General features: G+C 62.5%; 9 protein-coding genes. All 9 read left to right on the forward strand.

The features are described 5' to 3' along the window. Positions 1-16 precede the first annotated feature (16 nt). The 9 genes from N005_RS00115 to N005_RS00155 all read left to right on the forward strand — a co-directional run bounded on the left by N005_RS00115 (position 17) and on the right by N005_RS00155 (position 12860). The gene (locus tag N005_RS00115; RefSeq protein WP_024779593.1) at positions 17-1414 is read left to right on the forward strand and encodes a polynucleotide adenylyltransferase PcnB; all 1398 of its coding nucleotides are present in this window, start codon (positions 17-19) and stop codon (positions 1412-1414) included. A 3-nt stretch (positions 1415-1417) separates the two neighbouring features. Beyond that, on the forward strand, positions 1418-1903 hold the full coding sequence (gene folK, locus N005_RS00120; protein ID WP_047698281.1) for a 2-amino-4-hydroxy-6-hydroxymethyldihydropteridine diphosphokinase: 486 nt from the start codon (positions 1418-1420) through the stop codon (positions 1901-1903). Between the two features lie 363 nt (positions 1904-2266). Beyond that, the gene (gene panB, locus N005_RS00125) at positions 2267-3067 is read left to right on the forward strand and encodes a 3-methyl-2-oxobutanoate hydroxymethyltransferase (protein WP_047698284.1); all 801 of its coding nucleotides are present in this window, start codon (positions 2267-2269) and stop codon (positions 3065-3067) included. Then, entirely contained in the window at positions 3064-3924 is an 861-nt protein-coding gene (gene panC, locus N005_RS00130) for a pantoate--beta-alanine ligase (RefSeq protein WP_047698286.1), read from the forward strand. Before panB ends, panC begins: the two co-directional genes overlap by 4 nt. Positions 3925-4104: 180 nt before the next feature. Then, positions 4105-4485 carry an aspartate 1-decarboxylase gene (gene panD / locus N005_RS00135; protein WP_007963888.1) on the forward strand — a complete coding sequence of 127 codons (381 nt, stop codon included), beginning with the start codon at positions 4105-4107 and terminating at the stop codon, positions 4483-4485. A gap of 339 nt (positions 4486-4824) precedes the next feature. Further along, positions 4825-6489, forward strand: coding sequence for a glucose-6-phosphate isomerase (gene pgi / locus N005_RS00140; RefSeq protein ID WP_047698288.1), 1665 nt, complete (start codon positions 4825-4827; stop codon positions 6487-6489). A 191-nt stretch (positions 6490-6680) separates the two neighbouring features. After that, entirely contained in the window at positions 6681-8618 is a 1938-nt protein-coding gene (gene acs / locus N005_RS00145) for an acetate--CoA ligase (RefSeq protein WP_047698290.1), read from the forward strand. 174 nt (positions 8619-8792) lie between these two features. Further along, positions 8793-9809 (forward strand): class I SAM-dependent rRNA methyltransferase, encoded by a 1017-nt coding sequence (locus tag N005_RS00150; protein ID WP_047698292.1) that lies wholly within the window; start codon positions 8793-8795, stop codon positions 9807-9809. A gap of 117 nt (positions 9810-9926) precedes the next feature. Continuing rightward, entirely contained in the window at positions 9927-12860 is a 2934-nt protein-coding gene (locus tag N005_RS00155) for a DUF748 domain-containing protein (protein WP_047698294.1), read from the forward strand.

The following is a 12860-nucleotide window of genomic DNA, read 5'->3' on the forward strand; positions in this document are numbered from 1 at the left end:
TCAAACAGTGCATCCCATGCTGAAGAAGCTGTTCCAGTCATTCCGTTCTCCCTTGCGTCGTACGCAACACATCCGCAGCACGCCTGAAGTGCTCAACAGCGGCCAGCACTCATTGCAGAAGGCCCAGTTCAGCCGTTATGCGGTGAACATCGTCGAACGCCTGCAGAACGCCGGCTACCAGGCTTACCTGGTCGGTGGTTGCGTGCGCGACATGCTGCTCAACATCACTCCCAAGGATTTCGACGTGGCCACCAGCGCCACGCCGGAACAGGTCCGGGCCGAGTTCCGCAACGCGCGGATCATTGGCCGGCGCTTCAAGCTCGTCCACATCCACTTCGGCCGCGAAATCATCGAAGTGGCGACGTTCCGCGCCAACCACCCGCAAAACGATGAAGAAGAGGACAGCAACCAGTCTTCTCGCAACGAGAGCGGGCGCATCCTGCGGGATAACGTCTACGGCACGCTGGAAGAAGACGCGCAACGCCGCGACTTCACCATCAATGCCCTGTATTACGATCCGGTCAGCGAACGCATCCTCGATTACGCCAACGGCGTACACGACATCCGCAATCACCTGATCCGCCTGATCGGCGATCCCAAGCAGCGTTACCAGGAGGACCCGGTACGGATGCTGCGGGCCGTGCGTTTCGCCGCCAAGCTGAACTTCGGCATCGAAAAACACAGCGCCGCGCCAATCCGCGACCTGGCACCGATGCTGCGGGAAATCCCTTCGGCGCGGCTGTTCGAGGAAGTGCTCAAGCTGTTCCTGTCGGGTAACGCGGCGGACACCTTCGAAATGCTGGTGGACCTGCAGTTGTTCGATCCGCTGTTCCCGGCCAGTGCCGAGGCGCTGGAACACAACCCGACCTACACCCACACCCTGATCAGCGAAGCGCTGATCAACACCGACCTGCGCATCAAGCAGAACAAGCCGGTGACCCCGGCCTTCCTGTTCGCCGCCCTGCTCTGGCCAGCCTTGCCGGCCCGGGTATTGCGCCTGCAGGACCGCGGCATGCCGCCGATCCCGGCCATGCAGGAAGCCGCCCACGAGTTGATCGCCGAACAGTGCCAGCGCATCGCGATTCCGAAGCGCTTCACGATGCCGATCCGCGAGATCTGGGACATGCAGGAACGCCTGCCCCGTCGCAGCGGCAAGCGCGCCGACCTGCTGCTCGACAACCCGCGCTTCCGCGCCGGCTACGACTTCTTGCTGCTGCGCGAGAGTGCCGGGGAGCAGACCGATGGCCTGGGCGAATGGTGGACCGACTACCAGGATGCCAATGACAGCGAGCGCCGCGAAATGATTCGCGAGCTCAGCGGCAAGGAAGACGGCGCCAGCGGCCCACGCAAGCGTCGTCGCAGCAGCGGCGCCAAGCGTAAGCGTGCCGGTGTGCCGAGCGCGTCGGGCGAGTAAGCGATGGAACGCATCTACATCGGTATGGGTAGCAACCTGGCCGAACCTGCGGCACAACTGCGCAGCGCCCTGCAGGCGCTGGCAAGCCTGCCCGATAGCCGATTCGTCGGCGTCTCGGCGTTCTATCAAAGCGATTCACTGCTGCCCGGCCAACCGCGCTACACCAATGCAGTGGCGGCGCTGGACAGCCAACTGGCACCACTGGACCTGCTCGATGCACTGCAAGCCATCGAAACCGGCCAGGGCCGCGAGCGGCTGGAGCGCTGGGGCCCGCGCACCCTGGACCTGGACATTCTGCTGTACGGCGATCGGCTGATCGACGAGCCTCGGCTCAAGGTCCCCCACTACCACATGCACGCCCGGGCTTTCGTGCTGTACCCGCTGGCGGAACTGGCCCCCGCCGACCTGCGCCTGGCCGATGGACGCCTGCTCCAGGATCTGCTCGCAGCCTGCCCGTTTGTCGGCCTGGAACGCCTCCCGCCTCACTGATGCGGCCCCTCTAGTGGGAGCGAGCCTGCTCGCGATAGCGGTGGATTCATCAATGCATATGTTGACTGACACACCGCCATCGCGAGCAGGCTCGCTCCCACAGGATCCGGCACCAGGCAGTCACATCCTGAACACCTCTCCCCGCTGAAACGCATCAGTAACCCCGGTAACACCCGCCGGTAACACATCCAATTGACTTCCCCGGTGCTCCTCACGACTATAGGCGTCCCGTTGCCGCCAACGCGGCATTGAAGGGCGCAATCCAGGCCTTACAAGCACCACGCATAGAAGGTGCGCCTGTATAAATGACGAATCATGCGCGTTACTCGCAGTAGTTCACGAGCGCCTAATGAGGACTTTTTCATGCCAGCTATTACCCTGACCACGCTGCAAGGTCTCAAGCAGAAAGGCGAAAAGATCGCCATGCTGACCTGCTATGACGCAACCTTCGCCCACGCCTGCAACGAGGCCGGTGTCGAAGTGCTGCTGGTGGGCGATTCCCTCGGCATGGTGTTGCAGGGTCACGACAGCACGCTGCCGGCGACCACTGCCGAGATGGCCTATCACGTGGCCTGCGTCAAACGCGGTAACACCGATGCGCTGATCCTCGCCGACCTGCCGTTCATGGCCTACGCCACCCTCGAACAGACCATGACCAACAGCGCCGTGCTGATGCAGGCCGGTGCCCACATGGTGAAAGTCGAAGGCGCGTTGTGGCTGGCCGAGTCGATCCGCTTGCTGGCCGAGCGTGGCATCCCGGTGTGCGCACACCTGGGCCTGACACCCCAGGCGGTCAACGTGCTCGGTGGCTACAAGGTCCAGGGCCGCAACGAAAACCAGGCGCGGCAGATGCGCGCCGATGCCATCGCGCTGGAACAGGCCGGGGCGGCGATGCTGTTGCTCGAATGTGTGCCCAGCGAACTGGCCGAAGAAATCACCCAGGCGGTGAAGATTCCGGTCATCGGGATTGGCGCCGGCAATGCCACCGATGGTCAGGTGCTGGTACTGCACGACATGCTCGGGCTATCGCTCACGGGGCGCGCACCGAAGTTCGTGAAGAACTTTATGACCGGACAACCCAGTATCCAGGCCGCCCTGAGCGCCTACGTGGCTGAAGTCAAAGCGGCCAGTTTCCCCGGCGCCGAACACGGATTCTCCGCATGAACACCGTCAAGACCGTACGTGAACTGCGGGCCGCCGTGGCCCGCGCCCGCAGCGAAGGCAAACGCATTGCCTTCGTGCCGACCATGGGCAACCTGCACAGCGGCCACGTAGCGCTGGTCACCAAGGCGGCGCAGCGAGCCGACTTCGTGGTGACGAGCATTTTCGTCAACCCGCTGCAGTTCGGCGCCGGCGAAGACCTGGACAAATACCCGCGCACCCTCGCCGCCGACCAGGAAAAACTGCTCCAGGCCGGCTGCCATCTGCTGTTCGCCCCGTCCGTCGAGGAGATGTACCCCGACGGCATGGCCGGGCAAACCCGGGTCAGCGTGCCGCAATTGTCCGAAGGCCTGTGCGGCGCCAGCCGTCCCGGGCACTTCGAGGGTGTGGCGACGGTGGTCAGCAAGCTGTTCAACATGGTCCAGCCCGACCTGGCTGTATTCGGCCAGAAAGACTTCCAGCAACTGGCAGTGATCCGCGCGCTGGTCCACGACCTGAACCTACCGATCCAGATCATTGGCGAACCGACCGTCCGTGCCGAAGACGGCCTGGCGCTGTCGTCGCGCAACGGTTTCCTCAGCCCAGAACAACGTGCCGTGGCGCCGGTGGTCTACCGCAGCCTCAGCAGCATTGCCGAGGCGATCCGACAAGGACAGCGGGACTTCCCGGCCCTGGTTGCCGAACAGGTCAAGCAACTCGAAGCCGCCGGTATGCGCCCCGATTACCTGGAGATTCGCCACGCCCGGACCTTGCGCCCGGCCATGCCTGAAGATCGCGACCTGGTGATCCTGGTCGCCGCGTTCCTCGGCACCACACGGCTGATCGACAACCTGCACCTGGATCTCGACGCCCCGGTCTGAACACACAAAACCTGTGGGAGCGAGCCTGCTCGCGAAGGCGGTGTGTCAGTATCTTTAATATCAACTGATCCATCGCTTTCGCGAGCAAGCCCGCTCCCACAGGGGGCCACGGTGTTATTGCCGCCCCAACAGCCTTCGGGCAAACTGCCCGCCGTTCGGACCCGACCAGAGGAGAAACCCATGCACGCCATCATGCTCAAGGCCAAGCTGCACCGCGCCGAAGTCACTCACGCCGTGCTCGACTACGAAGGCTCCTGTGCCATCGATGGTGAGTGGCTGGACCTGTCGGGGATCCGTGAATACGAGCAGATCCAGATCTACAACGTCGACAACGGCGAGCGCTTCACCACTTACGCCATTCGCGGCGAAGAAGGTTCGCGGATGATCTCGGTCAACGGTGCCGCGGCCCACAAGGCCAAGGTAGGGGATCGCGTCATCATCTGCGCCTACGCCCACTACAGCGAAGCCGAGCTGGTCAACTTCAAGCCCCGCATGCTGTACATGGCACCGGGCAATGAACTGAGCCACACCAGCAATGCCATTCCGGTGCAGGTCGCCTGATCGCCCCCGCACATCTCCCCTGTGGGAGCGAGCCTGCTCGCGATTGCGGTAGTTCAGTTAGCGTTGCTGGCGACTGACACACCGNTCGCTCCCACAGTGAGTAATTCTTGTCCAAAAGAATGCTTCGTCCTCCCGTCTGTCGGACCTTTCCCAGCCCCGTTGTATAAAAAAGTACCGGGAACCGGTCTGACAAAGCCAAGACAGATCGCAACGCGAGGTTTACTGTAGTCGCCCTGCGCCCGCAGATCATGTCGACGCAGGTGTCCGGACGCCCAGCGCGGGCCATGCCGGAATTTTTAGTGTACAAAAGGTCGTTCAAGTAAAAGGAAACCCGCAGCGATGGCGTACTACCGAAACCCTCATGACGTGACCGCCCTGCCCGCCTGGCAGGCGCTGAATGACCACCGCAAGGCCATGCAGGATTTCAGCATGCGCGAAGCGTTCAATGCCGATCCGCAGCGTTTCAACCAATTCACCCTGTCGAGCTGCGGCCTGTTTCTCGATTATTCAAAGAACCTGATCACCGCCCAGACCCGCGACCTGCTGGTGGGCCTGGCCAATGAAGTCGACCTCAAGGGCGCGATCAAGGCGCTGTTCGAAGGCGAAATCATCAACGCCTCGGAAAACCGCCCGGCCCTGCACACCGCCCTGCGTCGGCCGGTGGGCGACCGATTGCTGGTAAACGGCGTCAACGTGATGCCGGATGTGCACAAGGTGCTGAACCAGATCACCGACCTGGTGGGCCGAATTCACGATGGCCTGTGGCGCGGCTACACCGAGAAGCCGATCACCGACGTGGTGAACATCGGTATCGGTGGCTCGTTCCTCGGCCCGGAACTGGTGTCCGAAGCCCTGTTGTCCTACGCGCAAAAAGGCGTTCGCTGCCACTACCTGGCGAACATCGACGGCAGCGAGTTCCACGAGCTGACCATGAAGCTGCGCGCCGAGACCACGCTGTTCATCGTCTCGTCGAAATCCTTCAACACCCTCGAAACCCTGAAGAACGCCCAGGCCGCCCGCGCCTGGTACCTCGCCCAGGGCGGCTCCGAAGCGGAACTGTATCGCCACTTCATCGCCGTATCGAGCAACAACGCGGCGGCCGTGGCCTTCGGCATCCGCGAAGAAAACATCTTCCCGATGTGGGACTGGGTCGGCGGGCGCTACTCGCTGTGGTCGGCCATCGGCCTGCCGATCGCCCTCGCCATCGGCATGTCGAACTTCAAGGAACTGCTGTCCGGCGCCTATTCCATGGACCAGCATTTCCAAAGTGCGCCGTTCGAACAGAACATGCCGGTGCTGCTGGCCTTGCTGGGCGTGTGGTACGGCAACTTCTGGGGTGCGCAAAGCCACGCGATCCTGCCGTACGACCATTACCTGCGCAACATCACCAAGCACTTGCAACAACTGGACATGGAGTCCAACGGCAAGAGCGTGCGCCAGGACGGTACACCGGTGTCCACCGATACCGGCCCGGTGATCTGGGGCGGCGTCGGCTGCAACGGCCAGCACGCCTACCATCAGTTGCTGCATCAGGGCACCCAATTGATCCCGGCCGACTTCATCGTGCCGGTCGTCAGCTTCAACCCGGTTTCCGATCATCACCAGTGGCTGTACGCCAACTGCCTGTCACAAAGCCAGGCTCTGATGCTCGGCAAGACCCGCGCCGAGGCCGAAGCCGAGCTGCGGGACAAGGGTGCCAGTGAAGAGGACGTGCAGAAACTCGCCTCTCACAAGGTCATCCCGGGCAACCGTCCGAGCAACACCTTGGTGGTCGAACGCATCAGTCCACGGCGTCTTGGCGCATTGGTGGCGCTGTACGAACATAAAGTGTTCGTACAAAGCGTGGTCTGGGGCATCAACGCCTTCGACCAGTGGGGCGTGGAGCTGGGCAAGGAGTTGGGCAAGGGCGTCTACAACCGTCTGGTGGGCAGCGAAGAAAGCGCCGCCGAAGACGCGTCGACCCAGGGCCTGATCAACTACTTCCGTGGACGCCATCGCGGCTGATCCAAACGGCGCACTACCCCTGTGGGAGCGAGCCTGCTCGCGATAGCGGTGGATAAGTTGACATCAATGTCGACTGACACACCGCCATCGCGAGCAAGCTCGCTCCCACAGTCGTTTGTGCATGGCTTGAACCCTCCGGCTACTCGGCGCATCTTTATGACTTGTCGCAAAAACAAGAATAAGGAACCGTCATGTTCGATATCAGCCAGTACCCCCAAGCCGATGCCGTCCGCCGGGCTGCGCAACTGAGTCAGGACGAATACCAGCGCCTCTATAAAGAATCCATCGAACACCCCAGTACCTTCTGGGCTGAACAGGCCACCCGGTTTCTCGATTGGATGACGCCCTGGCAAACCGTCCAGCGCTATGACCTGAAGAACGGCGACGCCACCTGGTTCGCGGGCGGCAAACTGAACGTCAGCGCCAATTGCATCGACCGCCATCTCGAAAACCGTGGCGACCAGACGGCAATCATCTGGGAAGGCGACGATCCCGCCGAATCGGCGGAAATCACTTATCGAAAACTTCACCACCATGTGTGCCGCCTGGCCAATGTGTTGAAAAGCCGTGGCGTGAAGAAAGGTGACCGGGTGTGCATCTACATGCCGATGATTCCGGAAGCGGCCTACGCCATGCTCGCCTGCACCCGTATTGGCGCGGTGCATTCGGTGGTGTTCGGCGGGTTTTCGCCGGACTCGCTGCGTGACCGGATTCTCGATGCCGATTGCCGCACCGTGATCACCGCCGACGAAGGCGTGCGCGGCGGGCGCTTCGTCCCGCTCAAGCGCAACGTCGACAAAGCCCTGGAAAGCTGTCCGAACGTCAGCACGGTCCTGGTGGTCGAGCGTACCCAGGCCGAAGTGAACTGGGTCGAAGGCCGCGACCTCTGGTATCACCAGGCCATGCACGACGCCAGTGACGACTGCCCGCCCGAACCGATGGACGCCGAAGACCCGCTGTTCATCCTCTACACCTCGGGCAGCACCGGCAAACCCAAGGGCGTGTTGCACACCACCGGCGGCTATCTGCTGCAGGCAGCCATGACGTTCAAGTACGTGCTGGACTATCGCGACAACGAAGTGTTCTGGTGCACCGCCGATGTCGGCTGGGTCACCGGCCACAGCTATATCGTCTACGGCCCGTTGGCCAACGGCGCTACCACGCTGATCTTCGAAGGCGTCCCCAGCCATCCCGACAGCTCGCGGTTCTGGCGAGTGATCGACAAGCACCAGGTCAACATCTTCTACACCGCCCCCACCGCCCTGCGTGCGCTGATGCGCGAAGGGGCCGGGCCGTTACAGGCCACCTCGCGCAAAAGCCTGCGCTTGCTCGGCAGTGTTGGTGAGCCGATCAACCCGGAAGCCTGGGAGTGGTATTTCAACGCGGTGGGCGAGCAACGCTGCCCGATTGTCGATACCTGGTGGCAGACCGAAACCGGCGGCATCATGCTCAGCCCGCTGGTGAGCGTCCAGCGGCTCAAACCGGGCTGCGCCACTCGCCCGATGTTCGGCGTGCAACCGGTATTGCTGGATGAAACGGGCAAGGAAATCAGCGGCCCCGGCAGCGGCGTACTGGCGATCAAATCCAGCTGGCCGGGACAGATCCGCAGTGTCTACGGCGATCATCAGCGCATGGTCGACACCTACTTCAAACCCTACCCCGGCTATTACTTCACCGGCGACGGCGCCCGCCGTGACGAAGACGGCGATTACTGGATCACCGGGCGCATCGATGACGTGATCAACGTCTCCGGCCACCGCATCGGCACCGCCGAGGTGGAAAGCGCCCTGGTGCTGCACGACAGCATCGCCGAAGCGGCGGTGGTCGGTTACCCCCATGACCTCAAGGGCCAGGGCATCTATGCGTTTGTCACGCCGATGAACGGGGTCGAGGCCAACGATGAATTGAAGAAAGAATTGCTGGCCCACGTCAGCAAGGAAATCGGCAGCTTCGCCAAACCGGAGCTGATCCAGTGGGCCCCGGCGCTGCCCAAGACCCGCTCGGGCAAGATCATGCGGCGCATCCTGCGCAAGATTGCCTGCAACGAACTCGACAGCCTCGGCGACACCTCGACCCTGGCCGACCCGAGTGTGGTGGAGGGGCTGATCGACAAGCGCCTGAATCGCTAAACGACCACCGTACTGATCGCTCCTACNGCCTGCTCGCGATAGCGGTGAGTTAGCTTGCAACGATTCTGAATGTATCGCCGTCATCGCGAGCAGGCTCGCTCCCACAGAGCGTGGGAACGATCCCTCCCGAAGCTGCTAAACTCCCGCGCCTCATTTCCTTAAGGCGCGCTTGGCATGTCTTCCTTGAATCAGGCGCTGCGCGCCGCCCTCGACCAGCGTCAGGACCTGCTCAGCCAGTTGCACCAGCAAGGCACCGATTGCTATCGCCTGTTCCATGGCAGCCAGGAAGGCGCGCCCGGCCTGACCGTCGACCGCTACGGCCCGCAATTGCTGGTGCAGAGCTTTCATCAGTCGCTGGAGCGCGACGCCTTGTTGCAACTGCACGGCATCGTCAACGAAACCCTGGGCCTCGACACCCTGCTGGTCTACAACGACCGCGCCCGGGGCAATTCGCGGATCGACCGCCAGGACACCGTCCACCAAGCCGAAGAAGCCGCCCTGCAAGACCTGGTCGGCCATGAATGGGGCCTGAATTATCGCGTTCGTGGACGCCATGCCGGGCAAGATCCGCTGCTGTTTCTCGACCTGCGCAACGCCCGGGGCTGGGTCAAAGCGCACAGTCGCAATAAAAGCGTGCTGAACCTGTTCGCCTACACCTGCGGCGTTGGCCTGAGCGCCGCAGCCGGTGGCGCGCGGGAGGTGTGTAACCTGGACTTTGCCGAAGGCAACCTGGCGGTGGGTCGCGAGAACGGCCTGCTCAACCCCGCGTTACCGCCCATGGCGTTCGTGCAATCGGACTACTTCCCGGCGATCCGCCAGCTGGCGGGCCTGCCCATCAGCCAGCGACGCGGGCAGAAACTGCCCAGCTACGTGCGCCTGGAGCAACGCCAATTCGACTTGGTGCTGCTCGACCCGCCGGCCTGGGCCAAGAGCGCCTTCGGCACCGTCGACCTGTTGCGCGACTACCAGAGCCTGCTCAAGCCGGCGCTGCTCACTACCGCCGACAATGGCGTGCTGATCTGCTGCAACAACCTGGCGAAGGTGTCCATGGACGACTGGCGCGAACAGGTCCTGCGCTGTGCGGAAAAGACCGGTCGGCCGGTGCGCGAATGGAGCGTGCTGACGCCCGGTGAAGACTTTCCTTCCAAGGACGGTAATCCTCCGCTCAAGACATTGATCCTGCAGTTGTAAGCCAACCTCAGGACTCCTACGGAAAAAACGGACAATTCTCATAAATACCAGTGGCTTCGGAACCGTAAACGCATGCCATACTCCAAGGCACTCCGATTCCACCAGATGAAGCCACACATGCCCAAAGGATTGCTGCGCGCCCTCGGCGCCCTGTTCACCGCACTGGCCCTCTACAGCCTGCTGGGTTTCCTGATACTGCCAGGCATCGCCCTGCGAATCGCCAATCAGCAACTGGCCAACCATGCGACAGTACCGGCCCAGATCCAGCGCATCGAACTCAATCCTTTCAGCCTTGAAGTCACCGTCTGGGGCCTGAACATCGGTGAACCAGGCAAGGAGCAGGTGGGCTTCGAAAGGCTGTACGCCAACCTGCAGGTCGACAGCCTCTGGTCCGGCGCGCTGCACCTGGCCGACATCGAGCTGGACAAGCCCAGGACCGAGGTGGTGTTCGCCAAGGACGGCCAGTTGAACCTCCTGGGCCTGTTCAAGTTGCCACCCAGCGAGCCGACCCCGGCCGATCCCGAGGCCAAGCCGTTTCCCCTGCGGGTCGACCGGATCAAGCTGGCCACCGGTTATGTCCATTTCCAGGACCTTCGCCCCAGCGAACCCATTGAATTCCTGTACGACGCCCTGGATTTCGAGCTGAAGAACCTCAGCACCCTGCCCGACGACAGCGCCGACATGACCCTGGTGGCTGCCGGTCCCGAAGGTGGGAAGATCGACTGGACCGGTAATTTCAGCCTTTCGCCGATCGCGTCCGAGGGCAAGCTCAAGGTCACCGATGGCCAGATGAAATTCTGGTGGCCCTACGTCCGCGATGCGGTACCGCTGGTGCTGGAGAACGGCATTCTCAACCTGAGCACCGATTACAAGCTCAACCTGGCCAAGGGCACCGAGCTGCTGCTCAACAACGTGGCCGTCAGCGTCGCGCCTTTCGCCATCAAGGCCCCCGATGGCCGTCCGCTGGCGAAACTCGAACGCCTGGATGTCAGCGAAACCACGGTGGACCTGGCGAAGCAACAGATGGTCGTAGGCAAGATCCGCAGCCAGAAGCTCGAAACCTGGGCGGCACGCGAGGCCGATGGCCAGTTGGACTGGCAGAAACTCTTCGCCAGCCAGCCGGCAAAACCGCAGGCCAAGGTCGAGCCGGCAACCGCTCCGGCAGCGGCCGATTCCCCCAAACCCGAACCAAAGGCACCCGGCAAGCCGTGGCAGGTGCTGTTGAAGGATGTTCAGTTGCGCGATTACCGGGTGCACCTGGCCGACCGCCAGGCGCAACCCGCCGTGGCACTGGACGTCGGCCCGCTGAACCTCGACCTGCAGAACTACGACACCCTCAACGGCTCGCCTTTTACCCTCAAGCTCGATAGTGGCGTGGGTAAACAGGGCAAGCTCCTGGCCGATGGCGAAGTCAATCTGAACCCGATCACCGCCCGGCTCAAGGTCAAGACCCAGGACATCGACCTGCGTGTCGCCCAGGCCTATATCACCCCGTTCATTCGCCTGGAGCTACGCTCCGGGATGCTCGGCAGCGACCTGGCGGTCGACCTCAAGAGCACCGCGCCGCTGGCCTTCGCGGTCACCGGTCGCGCCCAGGTCGACCAACTGCACACCCTCGACACCCTCAAGACCCGTGACTTCGTCAAATGGCAGAGCCTGGTGCTCGAAGGTCTCAACTATCAACATGGCGACAGCCTGTCCATCGACAAGGTCAACCTGTTCCAGCCCTATGCTCGCTTCATGATCAACGACGACCGCACCACCAACGTCGATGACTTGCTGGTCCCGCAGCCGGCGGACAGCGGCACCAAGAACGCTGCAGCGAAACCGGCCTCCCAGGAGAAACCGCTGGGTATCCACGTCGGCGCGATTGCCATCAACGACGGTTCGGCCAACTTCGCCGATTTCAGCCTGACGCCGAATTTCGCCACCGCCATCCAGCAGCTCAACGGCCAGATCGGCACCATCGACAGTCGCCAGGCCAAACCGGCCAGCGTGGACGTCAAGGGCAAGGTCGACCGCTATGCGCCGGTAACGATCAAGGGCGCACTCAACCCGTTCAACCCGATGGAAAGCCTCGATATCGCCACCAGCTTCAAGCGGGTCGAGCTGACGACGCTGACGCCCTACTCCGGCAAATTCGCCGGCTATCGCATCCGCAAGGGCCGACTCAATCTCGACCTGCATTACCGGATCACCAAGGGTCAGCTCCAGGCCGAGAACAAAGTGGTGGTCGAGCAACTGCAACTGGGGGAAAAGGTCGACAGCCCGGACGCCGTGAGTCTGCCGCTGAAATTGGCCGTCGCGCTGCTGAAGGATTCCGAGGGCCGGATCTCCATCGAACTGCCGGTGTCCGGCAACCTCAATGACCCGCAGTTCAGTGTGATGCCGATTGTCTGGCAGACCCTGCGCAACCTGGTGGTGCGAGCGGCCCAGGCGCCGTTCAAACTCATCGGCGGACTGGTGGCCGGCGGTGGCTCGGAAGACCTGGGCAGTGTGGCCTTCGCACCGGGCTCCAGCGACCTGAGCCCGGAAAACGAAGGCGTACTGCTCAAGCTCTCCGAGGCGTTAGCCAAGCGTCCGGAATTGCGCCTGGAAATCGAAGGCACCGCCGCCGAAAGCAGCGACGGGCCGCTGCTCGCCGGCCAGCGCCTGGAACGCGAATACCAGTACAACTACTACAAGATGCTGCAACGCCGGGGCGACAAGGTTCCCGCCAAGGCCTCGCTGCTGCAGGTACCGGAAGATGAAAAGGCCCCGCTGCTGGAAGGCATCTACCGAACCCGTCTCAAGACCCAGCCGCCGGCCGAATGGGCACAACTGGATAAAAAGGCCCGCATCGAGAAACTGCGTGAAGGCGTCATCAAGTTCTGGAGCGGCAGCGACGTACTGCTGCGCGAACTGGGCCAGGAGCGGGCCAGCAGCATCAAGGATTTCCTGGTGGACAAGGGCCAACTGGCCGATGACCGTGTCTACTTCATCGACGCCAGCCTCGGCCAGGCCGAAAGCGACGGGCGTGTGATCACTCCTCTGCATCTGGATGCCGAATAG

The sequence above is a fragment of the Pseudomonas mediterranea CFBP 5447 genome, assembly GCF_000774145.1.
Classification (GTDB): domain Bacteria; phylum Pseudomonadota; class Gammaproteobacteria; order Pseudomonadales; family Pseudomonadaceae; genus Aquipseudomonas; species Aquipseudomonas mediterranea.